General features: G+C 58.8%; 18 protein-coding genes and 1 pseudogene. All 19 read left to right on the top strand.

From position 1 onward, the window contains the following. The first annotated feature begins 9 nt into the window (after positions 1 to 9). The 19 genes and pseudogenes from PCPL58_RS01065 (at position 10) to PCPL58_RS00975 (ending at position 17990) form a co-directional block, all read left to right on the top strand. A complete protein-coding gene (locus PCPL58_RS01065; RefSeq protein WP_060404295.1) occupies positions 10 to 498 on the top strand; it encodes a VirB3 family type IV secretion system protein in 489 nt (162 codons plus the stop codon). After that, positions 401 to 2899 (top strand): VirB4 family type IV secretion system protein, encoded by a 2499-nt coding sequence (locus PCPL58_RS01060; protein WP_232002778.1) that lies wholly within the window; start codon positions 401 to 403, stop codon positions 2897 to 2899. The genes PCPL58_RS01065 and PCPL58_RS01060 overlap by 98 nt, the downstream gene beginning before the upstream one ends. After that, entirely contained in the window at positions 2896 to 3582 is a 687-nt protein-coding gene (gene virB5 / locus PCPL58_RS01055; RefSeq protein ID WP_065348631.1) for a P-type DNA transfer protein VirB5, read from the top strand. Before PCPL58_RS01060 ends, virB5 begins: the two co-directional genes overlap by 4 nt. A 32-nt stretch (positions 3583 to 3614) precedes the next feature. Further along, positions 3615 to 3968, top strand: coding sequence for a hypothetical protein (locus tag PCPL58_RS01050; protein ID WP_065348630.1), 354 nt, complete (start codon positions 3615 to 3617; stop codon positions 3966 to 3968). Positions 3969 to 3978: 10 nt separating this feature from the next. After that, positions 3979 to 4911, top strand: a complete 933-nt coding sequence (locus PCPL58_RS01045; RefSeq protein ID WP_065348629.1) for a TrbL/VirB6 family protein — start codon at positions 3979 to 3981, stop codon at positions 4909 to 4911. Between the two features lie 407 nt (positions 4912 to 5318). Further along, positions 5319 to 6107, top strand: coding sequence for a VirB8 family type IV secretion system protein (locus PCPL58_RS01040; RefSeq protein WP_065348628.1), 789 nt, complete (start codon positions 5319 to 5321; stop codon positions 6105 to 6107). Next, positions 6097 to 6906 carry a TrbG/VirB9 family P-type conjugative transfer protein gene (locus PCPL58_RS01035; protein WP_065348627.1) on the top strand — a complete coding sequence of 270 codons (810 nt, stop codon included), beginning with the start codon at positions 6097 to 6099 and terminating at the stop codon, positions 6904 to 6906. The genes PCPL58_RS01040 and PCPL58_RS01035 overlap by 11 nt, the downstream gene beginning before the upstream one ends. Continuing rightward, the gene (locus tag PCPL58_RS01030; RefSeq protein WP_065348626.1) at positions 6893 to 8272 is read left to right on the top strand and encodes a TrbI/VirB10 family protein; all 1380 of its coding nucleotides are present in this window, start codon (positions 6893 to 6895) and stop codon (positions 8270 to 8272) included. The genes PCPL58_RS01035 and PCPL58_RS01030 overlap by 14 nt, the downstream gene beginning before the upstream one ends. A gap of 9 nt (positions 8273 to 8281) precedes the next feature. Beyond that, positions 8282 to 9334 (top strand): P-type DNA transfer ATPase VirB11, encoded by a 1053-nt coding sequence (gene virB11 / locus PCPL58_RS01025; RefSeq protein WP_065348625.1) that lies wholly within the window; start codon positions 8282 to 8284, stop codon positions 9332 to 9334. 13 nt (positions 9335 to 9347) lie between these two features. After that, entirely contained in the window at positions 9348 to 9734 is a 387-nt protein-coding gene (locus tag PCPL58_RS01020; RefSeq protein WP_065348624.1) for a hypothetical protein, read from the top strand. After that, complete coding sequence (locus tag PCPL58_RS01015; protein ID WP_004667995.1) at positions 9719 to 10084, top strand: hypothetical protein; 366 nt, start codon at positions 9719 to 9721, stop codon at positions 10082 to 10084. Before PCPL58_RS01020 ends, PCPL58_RS01015 begins: the two co-directional genes overlap by 16 nt. Positions 10085 to 10130: 46 nt before the next feature. Continuing rightward, a complete protein-coding gene (locus tag PCPL58_RS01010) occupies positions 10131 to 10403 on the top strand; it encodes a hypothetical protein (RefSeq protein ID WP_044324439.1) in 273 nt (90 codons plus the stop codon). A gap of 125 nt (positions 10404 to 10528) precedes the next feature. Beyond that, positions 10529 to 12946 carry an ATP-binding protein gene (locus tag PCPL58_RS01005; RefSeq protein ID WP_065348623.1) on the top strand — a complete coding sequence of 806 codons (2418 nt, stop codon included), beginning with the start codon at positions 10529 to 10531 and terminating at the stop codon, positions 12944 to 12946. A 117-nt stretch (positions 12947 to 13063) separates the two neighbouring features. Continuing rightward, positions 13064 to 13294 (top strand): hypothetical protein, encoded by a 231-nt coding sequence (locus tag PCPL58_RS01000; protein WP_065348622.1) that lies wholly within the window; start codon positions 13064 to 13066, stop codon positions 13292 to 13294. Continuing rightward, positions 13294 to 13491, top strand: a pseudogene (locus PCPL58_RS00995) (type IV secretory system conjugative DNA transfer family protein); the annotation flags it as partial. The gene PCPL58_RS01000 and the pseudogene PCPL58_RS00995, both read left to right, overlap by 1 nt. A 17-nt stretch (positions 13492 to 13508) precedes the next feature. Beyond that, a complete protein-coding gene (locus PCPL58_RS00990; protein WP_044422741.1) occupies positions 13509 to 13742 on the top strand; it encodes a hypothetical protein in 234 nt (77 codons plus the stop codon). Beyond that, entirely contained in the window at positions 13742 to 15394 is a 1653-nt protein-coding gene (locus PCPL58_RS00985; RefSeq protein ID WP_065348621.1) for a type IV secretory system conjugative DNA transfer family protein, read from the top strand. Before PCPL58_RS00990 ends, PCPL58_RS00985 begins: the two co-directional genes overlap by 1 nt. Positions 15395 to 15434: 40 nt before the next feature. After that, the gene (locus PCPL58_RS00980; RefSeq protein ID WP_065348620.1) at positions 15435 to 15797 is read left to right on the top strand and encodes a TrbM/KikA/MpfK family conjugal transfer protein; all 363 of its coding nucleotides are present in this window, start codon (positions 15435 to 15437) and stop codon (positions 15795 to 15797) included. A gap of 27 nt (positions 15798 to 15824) precedes the next feature. After that, positions 15825 to 17990, top strand: coding sequence for a type IA DNA topoisomerase (locus tag PCPL58_RS00975; RefSeq protein WP_065348619.1), 2166 nt, complete (start codon positions 15825 to 15827; stop codon positions 17988 to 17990). Positions 17991 to 18009: the final 19 nt, after the last annotated feature.

Here is an 18009-nt window from a genome sequence, read left to right as displayed (position 1 = left end):
GGAGCGCTTATGGCCAGTAACGAAGTACTCAAGAAACTGACCTTCGAAAGCTACAACGCGATGAGTCGGCCCGCGATGTTCTGGAACATCCCCATCATGCCGATGGTGGGCTTGCTGATGGGCGGCCTGGTCTTCGGTGTGGCCGCAACCTTCCTGCTGTCCTGGGTGTGGGGCCTGGTCGCTGCCGCCCCGTTCCTGATAGCCCTCATTGCCTTGAGGGTCGTGGGCCTGATTGATCCTCAATATTTGCGCCGCATCCGCTTTGGGCGGCGGCGTCTCTGGCTGAGCCTCAAGTACGGCAAACCGTTGTTGCTGACCCCCTTTAACCCGCAATGGAATGAATTCTATGGCGCACGATTTTCACACAAGCGTTATGCCCCCGGAAAAGAAAGCGCCATTGATGCGCTATCCGGTCCACGAACACATGGTGACCCTGCCCGGCAATCGCCTGGTGAGCCTGATCCAGTTGAAGGGGGTTTCCAGCGAAACCCGCAGTGATGACGAACTGGTCCACCTGTTTCATAACCTCAACCGCTACTTCCTGGCCCTGGGCAAAAAGGAAGGCAAGCACCTGATGCTGCAAACCTACATCACCAAGACGGGCATCGAGCTGGACACGCAATACACCTTGCCGCTGCCCGCGCTTCAGGACTTCGTGGACGCTTACACCGCACCGTTTCGCAACGGCACCTTCTACCAAGTCGGGTACAGCATTGCCCTGATCCTCAAGTACCGCGAGGTGGATGAAGGGATCGAGCGCATGAGCGACCTGTTGTCGCTGTCCGAAACTTTGCTGGCCGAATATGACCCGGTCATCATGGGGCTGGAGGAAAACGAACACGGTGCGCTGTTCTCGCAGATCGGGCGCTACTACAGCCTGCTGATCAACGGGCACGAAAAAGACGTGCTGGTCAGCGATACCCGCCTGGGGGACGCGATCATTGATAGCGTCACCAACTTCGAAAACTACGATTTTGTCGAGAACCGGCCCAATCGGGGTGGCCAGCGTTTCGCGACCACCTTTGACCTGCGCGACTACCCCAGTGGCGGGACCTACCCCGGTATGTGGGACGAGGCCATCGAGCAGCAGTTCGAGTTCACCCTGGTGCAAACGTTTCTGTTCGAAGACCGTAACAAGGCCAAGGACAAATTCAAAAAGCACGTGGCGGATCTGGGGTCGGTCGAGCGTGATTCAAAGCAGACCGAGGAGCTTGAAAATGCCATCGAGGCCATCACCCTGGGCGACAAGGCGTTTGGCCGCTATCACGCCTCCCTGATCGTCTTCGGCAAGACCCCGGACCAGGCCATCGAGAACGGCACGAAAATGGCGTCGGTGTTTACGGTGCGTGACGCGACCTTTGTGCGTTCGACCATGAGCAACATCGACACCTGGTACACGCAGTTCCCCGGTGTGACCGAGGCCATGTACCCCATGATGAAATCGACCGAGAACCTGGCGTGCAGCTTTTCCCTGCACTCCACTCCCACGGGCAAGGTCAAGGGCAACCCCATCGGTGATGGCACGGGTGTGATGCCCGTGCTGACGGCCAACAAGGCGTTGTATGTCCTCAACGTGCATGACAGCCCGCCCGGTCAGAACAACCTCGGTGAAATGCTGCCAGGGCATGCGGTCTTCACGGGCCAGACGGGGGTCGGTAAAACCACCGCTGAGGCCACCCTGCTGACCTTTCTCAGCCGCTTCGATCCGCTGATTTTCGGCATCGACTACAACGAGTCGCTGAGGCACCTGCTGTGTGCATTGGGGGCCGAGTATTACACCGTGCAGCTGGGGCAATTCACCGGCGTCAACCCGTTCCAGTTTCACGACAGTCCGGGGTTGCGGCAAATGCTGTTTGACCTGGTGCTGTGCTGCGCCGGTGGTCCTGACAAGAGCAACGACGCTGACCAGAAAAGGATCAAGGACTCGATCGAGGCGGTCATGGCGCACACCAACGTGCGCAATCGCAGCATGTCATTGCTGCTGCGAAACATCCCCGAGCAAGGCGAAAACTGCTTGCGGACCCGGCTATCGAAATGGTGTCGCCTGGCCGGTGAAGGCCGTGTAGGGCAATACGCCTGGGTACTGGACTCGCCGGTCAACCAGTTCGATGCGCAGACCTACCGGCGTCTCGCCTTCGATTGCACGCAGTTACTCAAAAACAATTATGCCGAGAAACACCCCGAGGTCATGGAGGCGTTTCTGAACACGCTGTTCTACATGAAGCGCGAAATGCACCAGGCCCGCCCCGGCAACCTGCTGCTGAATGTGGTGGCCGAGTACTGGGCACCGTTGTCGTTCAAAAGCACGGCGGATGCCATCCAGGAGGTCTTGCAGAGCGGACGCATGCGCGGGGAAATCCTGATCATGGACACCCAGTACCCCGAGCAAGCGCTGGCGACGAAGTATGCTCCGGCGGTCATTCAGCAGGTGACCACCCCCATGTGGTTGCCCAATGAAAGGGCCCTGCCGGAGAACTACGCGAAGTTTGGCGTCAAGGGCAAGCTGTTCGAAGCGGTGCGTGACATGGGGAAACTCAGCCGGGAAATGGTGGTGCAGCAGGGTCACCAGACGGTGAAGCTGAAGATGGAGCTGGGCGGCCCACTCAAGTACTGGTTGCCGTTGCTGTCGGCCACGAAAATGAACCTGGCGGTCGCCGAGCGTATCCGGCAACACCTGGGCACTACCGATCCCAAGGTGTGGGTCGATGCGTTCCTGGTGGCCGAGGCCGTGCGCCAATGGCTGAACACCGACGACCCCGCTGTATGGCTGCCTGCGTTCGACTACGCCGACAACCTGCGCCAGTCCATGAACACGCGAGACGCACAACGCTGGCTGCCGGCCTTTCAGAAAGCCTGGAAGGCCCTTCAGGAACACAACGAAATGGAGAATGCGTCATGAAAAAGCAGATGCTGGTTTGCGCGCTGAGCGCGCTCATGCTGACCGCCGCCCTGCCTGCGGCCTACGCAGCAGTGCCAGGCGTGCCGGTCCTGGACCCGTCTACCCTGCTCACGCTGAGGGCGAATGCGTTGGCCCAGGCCAAGCAGGCGATGGATGCACTGACCACGGCCAAGGACGCCATCCGCGAGACCGCGCAGCAGTACAACCACTACAAGAGCATCATCACCGGCAATGACATGCTGGGTGGGTTCCTGAACGACCCGGCCTTGAACAAGGTGATGCCCATGGGGGACTGGGCCGATGTCTACGGCACGGCACGGGACATCGCCAGTTTGCGTGACCGCTACGGCTTAACCTCGGATAATGCCAGCGTGCAGCAGAAATTCGACCAGATGATGTCGGTTGCCGATGCGCTGGAACGCAATTACAACGCCAGCACCGAACGGGTCAAGAACGCCGAGTTCCTACGGGCCCGGTTGAACGAGGTGACGACCCCACAGCAGAAGGAGGATTTACAGCTGCGCTACCAGCAGGAGCTGATCGAGCTGCAAAACCAGCAGATGCGGCTGGCCAACATGCAGATGCTTCAGCAGCAGCAAGAGAAGATGGAAAACGAAAAACGGGCCCAAGCGTTCAGTGACTACATGAACGGTAAAACGAGCGTGCGGCCTAGCTATGAGTGATTAACCAATAAATTCAAAAGGGAAGATGACCCATGTTTAAAAGAATGACTGCTTTTTCTTGCTTGGTCCTGTTTGCACTGGCGCTGTCGGGTTGCTTCGATAGCAAAGGGGATGGATTTGTGGGGCGATGGACTGGAGAAAACATGAAAAGAATGGGCAAGCCAACCTTTGTCATGGATATCTCCAAAGACGGAGAACTGTTTCACGTAAACCTTGAAACCACAGATGATATTTTGGGGCATGGCAAAAGGGAAAAAAGCATGCAGCGATTTGAAGCCAAGGCGGAGTCGGATAGTGTCTTAAGCATGGCTAATGGTCTTGTAACCATGCGCCTGGAAGGCAACGTCATCTATTTCGATTACATCACCTATACCCGCGCAAAATAACGGAGGCGGCATGGACGTAACAAAGATAGCCCAGACGTTGTTCAATTTCGTTGATGCTGCTCTGCAAAGCGCCTTGGTCACCGGGATGGCCAAGGTGATGCTGGGGCTTGGAGCGCTCTTCGGGACGATGTGGTTGATCCACTTCACGCTGCGAAACATGCAATGGCTGTACCGGGGGATGAACGTTGCCTTCGAGGATGTGGCCAAAGAAATTATGAAAATGGCTGCCATCACCGCGTGTGCGTTCAGTGTGCAATGGTACGTACAAACGATTGTGCCCTTTATCACTGGCTTGCCCAACTGGATGGGGGGGATTTTGTCCGGCCAGGAGGGCACGCAAACCAACCAGATCGACAGTTTGATTGTTACTTATGCGTCGAACCTGAGCGCCCTGATAGGGGCTATGGAATTCAATATCGTAACAACCAGTTTTGCTAAAATCTGGTTGGGCATTCAGGGGGTGGTGTTTTACGTGCTGGGCGGTATCCCGTTCTTGCTGGCCGCCGTCGCCACGCTGTTTGTACTGAAAGTCTCGACAACGGCTGTTGTGGCCGTAGGGCCTCTGTTCATCGCCTTTTTGCTGTTTGACCAGACCCGGCAGTATTTCTGGGGGTGGGTTTCAGCCATCGCAGGCTTTATGTTGGCTCAGGTGTTGATATCGGTTGTGCTGGCAATCGAAATCGGCTTTATCAACACCGTGATGATTAAAGACGGAACGTTGACGACCACCCTGGAGGGGAATCTCACCATCCTGATTGTCTTCTGCACGTTCACAGCGCTTGTGATCGAACTGCCTCAGCAAGCAGCCTCCATCATGGGCGGTGGCCCCTCCGGAGGCGGAATGATCAGCAAAATTTCAGGATTTGGAGCAGCCAAAAGCATGACCAGCGGTGCCGCTGCCGGCATTTCCAAACTGCGGAGGGGACGCAACAACATCAAATAGCACACCGCTTCACCGGCTACGCCCTCTCCCTACTCGCAACACCCTCGCTTCTCTCAGGTACTCCACTATGAATGTCAAACTTGCTTTGAGCGGGCTGCTTTCGGCTGCCCTGCTGTCAGGGTGTGGCTCTGCACCCAAACTGTCCGAACCAGAAGGGCAGTGGGAAGACATGCCCTTTACCCATGCCCCTGCGCCTCGGGCTGCCCCTGTGACAACGCCCGCACCCTTGCCTGGCCAGGTACAGCCAGCGGCAAGCCCCGCGCCCCAGGCCCAGCCGCTCAAGACTACCCAGCAAAAGCGACCGGTAACCGCCTCCCCGGCAAAGCCCGCCGAGGCCCCGCCCAACGACTCCAAATGCTCCGCGAACTGATCCGCGAAGCACGTGTATGTCCAGGTTTAGGTGACTTATGAGAAAGCTACGAAAATCCAAACAGGACGTGATCGAGCAGGAGCGGCAACTGGCCGCCCGTACCAGCATCGACGCGGCCACCGCACAAGAAATCAGCCTGGCCGAACAGGCATTCATCCATGCAGCGCGGTATTTCGAGAAGAACATCGCCGCCGACGAGAAGGCCAAGACCAAAAACGCCCGTCGCCTGGCGGGCTTCTTCGGTGTGCTGACCTTTATGTCCATCGCCGCCGTGATGGGCCTGACCCCGCTCAAGACCGTGCAACTTGGCCTGGTACGGGTAGACAACAACTCCGGCTACACGGACGTGGTGTGGGCCGACGACAAGGGCAAGCCACCGGAGCAGATCGATGACGAGTTCTGGCTCTCGGCCTATGTACGGTTTCGCGAGAGCTACAACTTCTCAAGCCACGACGCAGAGTTCGGCATGGTGGAGCTGATGTCCTACGGCGAGACGTTTACCGAGTACCGCAACTTCCAATTGTCCTCCAAGGGCTATCTGGAAGTGCTGGGGACCAACCGGCAAATCCGCACGGATATCAACAATATCAACTTCCTGGAACGCAAAGACCGGGAAGGCACCGCCCAGGTGCGGATCACCAAAACCGTGCTGGACCGCAACGGCACGCCCGATCCTCAGCTGGCCCCGGTGACCTGGGTGGCGACGGTGACCTACGACTACAAAAATCCTGCCAAAAAAGCCGGTGATCAGTGGCTAAACCCCCGAGGTTTTGGGGTCAAGGCCTACACGATGACCCAGGAAGTGGGGGTGTCCAATGGGAAATAAAGCCGTCTCAGGCCTCGCGGCGCTGTTGGCCTTAACGTGTGTCGTCCCGGCTCTTGCCGAGAGCCTGGGCACCGGCTCATCACTCGACCGGCGCGTGCAGACCGCTGTTTACAGCCCGGACAACGTGTACCGCATCCAGGCCTCGGTGGGTCGTACCTCGCTGGTACAGCTTCCGGCCAACGAGACCATCAACGAGGCATCAGGCCTGATGGTGTCAGGTGATCCCAAGGCCTGGTCCATCGGTCCGAACAAGGCCGGTAACCTGGTGGCCATCAAGCCCACTACCGACCAGGAGCCCAATACTAATCTGGTGATCAACACCAACCGGCACACCTACCTGCTGGAACTGAAACTGGTGACTCGGGCTGCGGACATGACCTACGCGCTGCGCTTCACCTACCCCGAGCCGCCGAAAAAATCCGGCGCGGTACGCCGTGACCCTGGCAACCCCTGCGACGGCCCGGTGCAAAACGGCCCCTATCAGAAGCGCTCCAGTGCAGAGAGCCGGTCCATAGCGCCGTATGAGGGCTGGGACAACGGCATGCTGACCTGCTTCCGCTTCACCGGCAACGGGCCTCGCCCGGTGCTGTACCAGGTATTGCCCGATGGCACCGAAACCCTGGCCGACGCGCACAACGAACAGAACGTGGTCGTGGTGCATGGGGTGAGCCGCTTGTTTCGGTTCCGCTTGAACAGCCTGGTTGTAGAGGCCCGGCCTACCGCTCAGGTGAACACGGGGTACAACTTCAACGGGACCACCACCGGCGAGATTCGGGAGCTCAAGCATGCAGAACAATGACAATGACCAAACTCCGGATAGCACACCAGGGCCGGACAGCATCGTGCCGCCCGAACACGCAGCGGCTCCAGCAGCGACCACGGAGCAAGGAGCGGCAACGGAACACGCCCCGGCCTCGGAGCCCGCCAGCACCCAGGCCCGTGGGGCCTTTGACGTGCGGGCCAAACGCACAGGCGATGCCCAAAACAAGAAGTCGCTTTACCTGGGCCTGGCCGGGCTGGTGTTTGTAGGGCTGCTGGTGATTGGCGGACTCTGGTACTTCACCATTTCCCAGATGAAAACTACCGGCTCAGAGGTTGATGAAACCCACGTCAAGAAGGACGCGACCTTGGATGTGAATCTGGGCAGTGACGACAGCATGAAGAAGGCTCGGGAAGCCAAGCTGGCCGCTGACAAAGCCGAAGAGGACAGGAGAGCCCGCGCTGAAAGAGACCGATTGGCGAAGGAGGAAAAGGATAAAAGGGACGCCAATCGCGGATCGACCGATCAGGGACATGCCGCCAGTGTGCCGCCACCGCCCGGGCAGAACACACCGGTCGTGGAGACCCCCCGGCAACGCAAACTGGGGGCTGCAATGTTCGTCACTTCGGAAGATGCGATGGGCACCGGCGCTGCGGATACTCAGCCGCAACAGCCGACCAACGATCAGCCCTCCCTGCCGCCTTCATTGCTGGCTGACGTGCAAGGCGGATCGAGCGGCGGGCTGGGTGGTGAATCGTCCACCCGAAAACGCAGCAGTCTGAGTGACCTGGGCGGCACCACCTTTGCCCCGGCCAAGGCGTACCTGGCACCGAACCGCAAGTACCTGGTCAGCCACAACACCTACACGCGCTGCGCGCTGTACACCGAAATCATCAGTACCCACCCAGGGATGGTGGATTGTCGTCTGACCGATCCGCTGTATTCCGCTGATGGCTCCACGGTGATTGCGGCGGCAGGTGACAAGCTCACTGGCGAACAGACGGTTGAGGTGGGGCCAGGCGAAACCAGCGTGTTCACCACCTGGACCGAAATCGAAACCCAATCGGGTGTGCGGGCCAAGATTGACAGCTTGGGTGCAGGCCCCATGGGAGCCAGCGGGACCGAAGCCTGGATCGATCGTCACTACATGCAGCGCTTTGGCGGTGCGGTGATGTTGTCGTTCATCCAGGACGCGCTTCAGGCTGCGTCCAACACGACGCAGAAAAGCTCAGGGTCCGGGGGCTACACGGTGAACAACAGCGAGCAGAACGTGGAGAGCATGGCCAACAAGGCGCTGGACAGCACCATCAACATCCCGGACACCGCGCATCTGCTGCCAGGCACGGTCATCACCGTCATCGTGGCCCGCGACATCGACTTTTCATCGGTTTTCGAGAACCGCTAAGGAGTATTCATGACGCAAGAACCAGATCACTCGCAAGACCCAGAGGAACAAGGGCTGACCGAAGACACGCTGGTCCTGGACTTTCTCGACCAGGCAGGCGTCACCGAGCGCCTGAATCGCCCCGGCACCCAGGACGTGGCCATTAACCGGCCCTTTGAAATCTGGGTAGACGGTCCAGACGGCTGGGTGCGCGAGGACGCGCCCTGGCTCACCTACAACCTGTGCTGGCGGCTGGCCAATGCGCTCTGTGCGCTGAACTACCGCGTGCTGGCTCCTCATTCACCGATTCACACGGTGGAGCTGCCGGGTGGGGAGCGGGGCCAGATCGTCATGGCCCCGGCCTGCGAGAAAGGCACCTTGTCGATGACGTTTCGCAAACCTTCCCTGGAGCGCTTCACGCTCGACGACTACATCCGGGAGGGTCGGTATGACCGCACTCGGGCAGTGTCTTCGAGCGTGTTGGAGTTGAAGGACTGGCAGCACGAGATGAAGCGCTGTCATGCCGATTGCGACTGGCGAGGTTTCTACGACATTGCCATTGCCCACCGTCAGAACATCGCCATCTTTGGCGGGCCGGGTTCTGGCAAAACCACGCACGGTCTGTCGCTGCTCGACCGGTTTCCACCGCACCGGCGGATGCTGACGATTGCCGAGATTGATGAACTGAAACTGCCTTTGCACCCCAATCACGTGACCCTGCTCTATGGGCATGTGGTGACCCCCAAACAGTTGATCGCCAGCGCCATGCGGATGAAGCCTGACCATGTGGTTCTGGCCGAGCTGACTGGCGATGAAGTCTGGCACCTGATGGAGGTCTCCAACACAGGTAAAGGTGGCTGGGTAACCACGGCACACGCCAATGAAGGTGAAGGCGCTTCAAGGGTCGCGGATCTGGTCAAACAGTCCGAAATCGGCAGGGGCCTGGACATCGAGTACATCGAGCGCAAAGTACGGATGACGTTCGACGTGGAGATCTACATGGAAAACCACGAGATCGTCCAGGTGTACTACGAACCCGAACACAAGCTGGCCTTGCTCAATGGCCAGCGTCAACGACGCTAAATAGGAGTGTGTCATGCGGTTGAAACGGATTTTTACTCGGATGTTTGCAACACGCGGTAGCGATAAGCGCGTAGCAGAAAGGCCCAAGCCACCCACGCAGCCATACGTTCTGCTGCTCAATTACTCACAGTTCTACGCAGTGGCCGAAGCCATCCAGATGGATTACGTCACGCTGCACAACAGCATTACGCGCAATCCAGCACACGGCCTGGAGAAAGCCCTTGTAGAACGCGAGCGGCACAACCGTGATGCATTGGGGCAAGTGTTCAAGATGATCGAAGCGATCCAGCCTTATCCGAGGACGTTTGCAGCCTTCGAGGCTGCACGTGCTCATGTTCAGGAGGCCGAGCACACGCACGTCCGGCAGGGTGACAGGAGAAGTTTATGTGGTGGAGACTGACATTACTGGTCATCGCATTGATGCTGGTTTTCTTCGTGGCAGGCCTGTACGCAGGGGGAGCGATGTTTCTGCAACTGACCCAGGGGCACTTCGCGGGCTTGTCCTGGGACACGCTGTGGGAGGCCCGCAAGCTGCCCTGGAACGACCGGCGGATGCTGTACGTGCCCTGGTCGTGGTGTGTGACGGCAGCCCTGACGTTCCTGCCGGTCGGCGTTACGTTGATGGCCGTTTTCGTGCGCTTGAAGCCCAAGACTTCGCTGCACGGTGATGCCCGCTTTGCCAACGACCGCGAGCTGCGCCAGTTCGAGTACCAAGGCGAGTACAAGAACACCAGTAAGGCCCGCAAGTAGGCTTTACGCTCACTGCATGCATTCAGACAACAGACGAGGCATTACGATGACCACCGAAAAAGTGTTCGCAAAAAGTGACGCAAAAGACGTACTGGCGCTCTCTAAGGCATCAGCAGAAGCCATGTTGGCGAACTTCACCATAACCATCGTGTTGGCGGGTACGAAAACCGATGATGAGGTCACGCCGTTTATCGAGAGGCTGAACACCGGCCACAAGGGGAGCTGGACCACGCTCGCCAATAGTGAGTCAGGCTATGCCCGTGTCCGTGTTTACCGTTTGGCAAAGCAACCCGGTAATACCCGTAACACCAGCAAGTAGGCATTGCACCCGCATCACCCCCTGATACTCCCGCATTTTCAAACCATCCCAGTGCACCGCTACGCAGTCGGCTATCAGCTGTCTGGCGTTTGGCTGTGCCTAGCTTTATCCATATGAGGTGTACCGTGCTGCTACCTTTCGAGCTGGACCCCGAAATCATTCAACACATCATCCATAGTCAGGCCGGATCGATCGGCAAGGCCATCATCGAGCTGGTGATGAACTCTGTAGACGCCGATGCCACCGCATTGCGCCTGACCATGACCAAAGAGGGCTTTCACTGCGCTGATGACGGTCGCGGATTTGCCAGCCGCAATGACGTGCTGCGCTACTTCGGACGCTTTGGCACACCGCACCAGGAAGGCGATGCCACCTATGGCCGGTTTCGCCTGGGCCGGGGTCAGATCATGGCGCATGCCAAGACACGTTGGGCTTCCAACGATTGGCAGATGACCGTTGATACCCGCTCGATGGGCTACAACTACGAGCTGGACGATCTTGAACACGGCGCACCGGGTTGCTCCATCGAGGGCACCTGGTACGAACCGCTCAACGATTTGGAGTTGATGTCTGCCGTCCAGGAGATTCGTGACCTGGTGCGCTACACCCGCATCAGCGTTGAACTCAATGGCCGTCTCATTACCCGCGATCCTGCAACGGAAAAGTGGGACTTTGAAGACGAATACGCCTATTACCGGGCCAAGGAAGAAGGCGCAGTTTCGATCTACAACCAAGGTGTGCTGGTCCGTCACGATTCCTCGCACCTCTGGGGGGCTGGAGGCCTGATCGTGACCAAGCAGGCGATTGCCCTCAACGTCTCCCGTAGCGAGATACTGCGCAAAACCTGCCCGGTCTGGAAAGCAATCGCCAAGGTGTTCGGCCCGTTGGCCGACAAGGTCTCGGGGGAGTTGGGTGGACGCCGCAAGACAGAAGCACGTCGAGCGCGATCAGCACTGTCTTTGCTCAGCGGTGCAGCTGATGTGGCCAAAATATTCTGCCATGAAGAAGTCATTACGGTGCTGCCAGGCAAACGGCATATCACCCTGATGGATTTTATTAACAAGGCGTTTCGTGAGCACAAAGGCACCTACACCGTTGTTTTAAAGGGCAGTGACATACCCAAAGGCGAAGGCATTGCCGGGCAACGCATTATCCAGGTGCTGCATCCACAAACACTCGACCGCTTCGGTTGCCATAGCGTTGAAGATTTTGAAGATGTGCTGGAACGAGTGATTGCCAATGCCAGACCTGCCGTCAGTCACTGGTACCGAGAGCTGAAGGTGCCCCAGTGCGCCGCGTTTGCGACGGTCAAAAAGGCTTATGTCGAGCGCACATCGATTGTCGATGAGAAAAAGGCGCTGGACAAGGAAACACGCCGGGCCTGGATCGCGTTGCGCTGGTGCCTGCAACACTACGCCGGTGCGTGTGTGGGGGCTGAACGCTGGAATGATGGCACCGTTCGACATAACAAGGACCGCCTGGATGTGTTGCTTGGCGAGTCAAACACCAGTGAAGCGTGGACGGATGGTAAAACCTACCTGGCCATCAACCGCCCCATCGTGCAACGGCTCAAGTCCGAACCCATGAAAACGGCAGCCTACATCTTCGGGCTGGTCGAACACGAGGTGGCGCACCAGGGCGACAGCATGGCGTGCGGGCATGACGAAGCGTTCTATCAGCGCTTCCATGACATTTCCCTGCGCATGGCACCCGAGCGTCAGCGGTTCATGCACAAGTGGTTGATGAAATACACCACGAGCCTGGAAATGGAAGGCCGGAGGGCGACCGGCAACGCCTGGGGAGAGCTTCACCTGGTGAGGCGAGTGGGCACTGGCCGTATGAAACGCGGCTTGTCGGACGCCATCGAGGACGATTCCGCGGACCCAATCGTCAGCACGCCGGTGCCGGAGCAGGACATGGCGTTGCTCAGCATGATCAATGCCGGGTTGATCGACAAGGGTGTCTGCCCGCCGCCGCCTGACTGGAGCAGGGTCATCGAGCAGGCCAAGGCCGACCAGGTGGCGAACAGCGAGCGGTTGCGCGCTAAGCGGGAAGCCGATGAGGCTGAATATGAGCGCATCAGCAAGGCGCTTGATGAGGCTACTGAGAAAGCGAAGCCCGAAGTCGCCCGGATTCTGGACATGCCGCTGGCAGACATTCCAGCCGGTGCCCTGGACTACCTCGGTCATCTGCTGGCCACCGGAAGCGATGAACAGGAGATACGCAGCGAATGGGAATGCCAGTTCGCAGAGCCTGACTTTGGTGATGATCCCTATGACTACTTCACTGAAGAGGAGTTGGCCGAAGAGCAGGCACGCAGCGACCAGTTCAATCAGGAGCAATTGGCAGCTGAACAGGACGACGATCCACGCCGTAAGTTAGCTAAGGATTACCACGGCATGGTCGAGCCTGGCGAAACGTTGTGGATGCTTGAACGCAATGCTGCCGCTGCCGGTTTCTGGCGTGTCGAGGACTACTTGAAGTGGCGACATGCCGATCAACAGCCACTCGATAACTCAAGCGGAGGCTGTGCAAATAGGTAGCTGCTTCGCCCCCTGATACACCCGCATTTTCAGACCCTCCCCATGCACCGCCACGCAGACGGCTATCAGCCACCTGGTGTCGGGCTGTGTCCGGAAGCACCTTGCAGGAGATTCCCCATGGAACAAGCAAAAGAATCGAAACCCCTTCTCTTTTTGGGGTTGCCCTTGCCCATCGCGCTGGGCGTCGTCTTCGTCATTGCAGCTTGGCTGGGGATTTATATCGCACTCGCCCAGCTCGATGAGATCAGTGCATCGCTCACGCAGATCCAGGCCAATCAGCAGGTGGCCATCGCCCTGCAAAAAAGCCTCGAAGCCGAGGCGATTGAGCGTCGGGCAGGTGTCCGCTGATGCCCAGGGCTAAATCCAAACCCATCAGCCCGGACAATCCCCAAGAACGGATCGAGGAGCATCCCGCGTTCCTGCTCGGCAAGCACCCCACGGAGGATTCGTTTCTGCTGGCTGCTCCGCCAGGTTCCGGCAAGCCCGTAGGGGTTGTGATTCCCAGTTTGCTCCGTTATCCCGATTCGGTTGTCGTCCACGATCCCATCAAGGATTCCAAACTATGAACGTTCGTACCGCACTGACCCTGTCCGCTGTATTCATGCTGTCCCTGACCGGCTGCGCGACTCAGTCACAGCTTGATCGACAGGCGAACCAGCTCGAAGTCATCAGCGCCTCGCTCAAGCAGATTCAGGCCAACCAGCAGGTGTCCATCGCCCTGCAACACCAGCAGGCCGCACTTCAGGCCCAAAGCAACAACGAACAGGCGCTTCAGCGTCAAGCAGGGAGCCGCTGATGGCCAAAGCCAAACCACAACCCATCAGCCCGGACAATCCACAAGAGCGGATCGAGGAGCATCCTGCATTCCTCTTGGGCAAGCACCCTACCAAAGACGTATTTTTGGCCAGTTACGGCCAACAGTTTGTGATGTTGGCTGCGCCCCCAGGCTCGATGAAAGGCGTCAGTGCGGTGATCCCCAACCTGTTGAGCTACCCCGATTCAATGGTGGTCAACGATCCGAAATTCGAAAACTGGGATGTTACTTCGGGCTTTCGCGCCTCAGCTGGCCACAAGGTCTACCGCTTTTCGCCGGAGCGCCTGGAAACGCACCGCTGGAACCCGGTCAGTGCCATTAGCCGCGACCCGCTGTACCGGCTAGGCGATATTCGTACCCTGGCCCGCGTGCTGTTTGTCTCCGACAACCCGAAAAACCAGGAGTGGTACAACAAGGCCGGTAACGTCTTCTCATCCATCCTGCTGTACCTGATGGAAACCCCGGCCATGCCTTGTACGTTGCCCCAGGCCTACGAAATTGGCTCATTGGGTACCGGGATGGGGGCATGGGCTCAGCAGATCATCGAGCTGCGCAGCACCGGCCCTAATGCATTGACCGTTGAAACCCTTCGAGAGCTTAACGGTGTGTACGAAGCTTCGAAAAACAAGAGCAGCGGTTGGTCCACTACCGTGGATATCGTGCGCGACGTGCTGTCGGTGTATGCCGAAAAGACGGTGGCCTGGGCCGTGTCGGATGACGACATCGACTTTGCCAAAATGCGCGAGGAGAAGACCACCGTTTACTTCAGCGTTACCGAAAGAAACCTGAAGAAGTACGGCCCGCTGATGAACCTGTTTTTCACCCAGGCGATTCGGCTCAATTCCACGGTCATTCCGGAGCAAGGCGGGCACTGCGCAGACGGTACGCTTCGGTACAAATACCAACTGGCCCTGATGATGGACGAATTCGCCATTATGGGTCGCATGGAAATCATGGAAACCGCGCCTGCGCTGACCCGAGGTGCCGGTCTGAGGTTTTTCCTCATCTTCCAGGGCAAGGATCAGGTCCGCGCTATCTATGGCGAGACAGCCGGCAATGCCATCATGAAGGCGATTCACAACGAAATTGTGTTCGCCCCCGGTGACATCGAGCTGGCCAAGGAGTACAGCACGCGCTTGGGCAACACGACCGTGCGCGTCCATAACCAATCGTTGAACAGACAGAAGCACGAGGTGGGTGCTCGAGGTCAAACAGACAGTTACAGCGAGCAGCCCCGGCCCTTGTTGCTGCCCCAGGAGGTGAACGAGTTACCTTTCGACAAGCAATTGATTTTTGTCCAGGGCAACCGGCAAACAGAGCCCATGAAAATTCTGGCGCGCAAGATCATTTACTTCGAAGAGGACGTATTTAAAGCGCGACAGAAGATGACCCCTCCGCCCTTGCCGGTTGGAGACGCAACCAAAATCGACGCGCTCACCGTGCCGGTGCGCACCGTCGAAGCCAAGGTGGCCGTGGCCGACACCAAGCCCATGCAGGCCGAACAGCGGCAGCGCTGGAACCCCAAAGACACCGCGTCCAACCCGGCTCAGGTCGAAGCGGACAAGGCTCAGCCGCCCGAGGTCGAGCCGGATCCCGAGCCTGCGCAGGCTGACGATACCCCCGAAACGATGTAGTCCCCCCACTGGCACATCCAAACGCTTGCAGGAGCAACACATGAATACCTTCAGCAAAACGGCTGACCGCCAGGGTCAGGCCGCTGGCAACGCCGTGCCCGGTCGCGGCAAAACTCGGGTCTGCGCACTGTTCGCAGTGTGCCTGTTGGGCAGCGGCTCAGCGTTCGCCGGCGACCCGTGCAAGTCCGTGCTTTGCCTCTACGGCAAATTCACCGGCAACAGCGGTGGCAGCGAGTGCCGCAGCGCCGAACAGGACTACTTCAGCATCCTGGTCAAGAAGCACGGGAACATCAGATGGAGCCAGACCGCCACGGCGCGCCAGGACTACCTCAACAGCTGCCCCGGTGCTGATCAGAGCTACACCCAAAAAATCAACGACAAGTTCGGCAAGGTCCGGGGCTAAGCCCCAGATACTGACAAGGAGAACACCATGCGAGTATTCATTGCGGAAAAGCCTGCCCTGGGCCAGGTCATTGCCGAGGCGCTGGGCACCGTCATACGCAAGGACGGCTATTTCGAGTGCGGCAGCAACGATATCGTCACCTGGTGCGTGGGCCACCTGCTCGAACTGGCCCCACCTGAGGTGCACAACCCTGATTATAAAAACTGGGTCCAGGCCGACCTGCCCCTGAAGCTGCGTCCGGCCAAGTACCAGCCGATTGCGCGCACCCGCGACCAGCTCAAAGTGGTCCAGCAGCTGATCGGTCGCGCCTCAGAAATCGTCCACGCCGGTGACCCGGACGACGAAGGCCAGTTGCTGGTCGATGAGGTCCTGGTGCATTTCGGCAACACCGCGCCGGTCAAACGCATCCTGATCAACGACATGAACGCCAACGCTGCCCGCAAAGCGTTGGAGGGGCTGCGCGACAACCGCGAGTTTTACGGCCTGTTCCAGAAAGCTCTGGCCCGCAGCATCGGCGACCAGTTGTACGGGTTCAACATGACCCGCGCCTGCACCCTGGCCGGTAGGGCCAAGGGCGTTAAAGGCGTGTTGTCGGTGGGCCGTGTCCAAACCCCGATCCTGGGTCTGATCGTGAATCGCTACCTGGCGAACAAGAGTCACGCCAGTGCGTTTTACTACACGGTTGCGGCAAGCCTGGCCTTTGGTAGCAGTCGTGCGCAGGCCCGCCTCGTGGTGGCCGCCGATGCCCCGATCGATGACAAGAACCGGATCATTGACGAGGCCTACGCCACCAACGTGGCCGACGCGTGCCGGCAGAAAGCTGCAGCCGTGATCGAGGCCCGCGTGGAAGAGAAGCAAACGCCGGCGCCATTGCCGTTCGCGTTGCTCGACCTGCAGGTGTACATGAGCAAGACCCACAGCATCGATGCTGAAAAGACCCTGGCACTGACCCAGGCGCTGCGTGAGAAGTACAAGGCCATCACCTATAACCGTTCGGATTGCAGTTACCTGACCGACGAACAATTTGGCGAGGCCCCGCAGACCTTGAGCCTGCTGAGCGAGGCCCTGCCGGACCTGGCCGGGATGTTCACCGAGGTGAATTCGGAACGCAAAAGCCGGGCTTTCGACGACAGCAAGGTCTCGGCCCACACCGCGATCATCCCCACGGCGGTGAAGATCGACATCGCCCAACTGAGCGCCGATGAACGCGCCGTGTACCTGGCTATCGTCAAACGCTACGTCGCGCAGTTCTTGCCCGAAAAACGCTACCTCAGTGCCGAAGTGCGTTTTGGCGTGAACGGACACACCTTCGTTGCACGCTCCACCAAAGTGACGCAGCCAGGCTGGACGGCGCAGGTCACTGAAGAAAACGAGCAAGAGGAAGACGGGTCGGACGCCGCCGAGGTGGCAAGCCCCTTCGATGCGCTGGCGGGTCTGAAAGTCGGTGACGCCGGGGTATGTGACGGCATCACGGTAGTTAAGGAAAAGACCAAGCCCCTGCCGCTCTACACCGAAGCCGAATTGCTCAAGGACCTACGGCGGGTCGCTAAATATGTGAAAGACCCACGCATCAAGCAGCTGCTGATCGACCGTGACCAGGGCAAGAAAGGCGAGAACGGCGGCATCGGCACCCCCGCTACCCGTGGCGCGGTGCTGGCCAAGCTCCAGGAGCGTGGCTTCTACGCGGTAGAGAAGAAAAAACTGATCCCCACCCCGTTGGGTTTGGAGTTCATCGCCGCGCTGCCTGATATCGCGACTACGCCGGACATGACCGCGCTCTGGCATGAACAGCAACAGATGATCGAGGCCGGTGAACTGAGCGTGGACGCGTTCCTGGACGAACTGGAGGCCTTCATTGCAGACCAGGTGCAAAACATCGACCTGGGCAACGTGCAGGGCGACGGTAAGCCGGTACTGGACAGCCTGAACGCTCAGTGTCCCATGTGCGGCAGTGACCTGGCCGTCACCCCGCGAGTGATCGGCTGTCGCGCCTGCGTGTTCAAGTTCTACCCGGAAGTCAGCGGCAAGATGCTGTCCCCCGGCCAGATCGAGGCGCTGCTGACGACGGGCAAGACCGGCGTACTGAAGGGCTTTCACAGCAAGAAAACCGGCAAGTCCTTTGACGCGGCACTGAAGCTCAACCACGAAGCCAAGCTGGAATTCGTGTTCAGCCGCAAACCCACGCGCGCATGACCCCTCTTTCTAAAGGAAG

Origin of the sequence: Pseudomonas cerasi (genome assembly GCF_900074915.1) — a bacterium.
Classification (GTDB): Bacteria; Pseudomonadota; Gammaproteobacteria; order Pseudomonadales; family Pseudomonadaceae; genus Aquipseudomonas; species Aquipseudomonas cerasi.
Note: the sequence above shows the minus strand (reverse complement) of the source record. Positions and strands in the feature narration are given on the sequence as shown.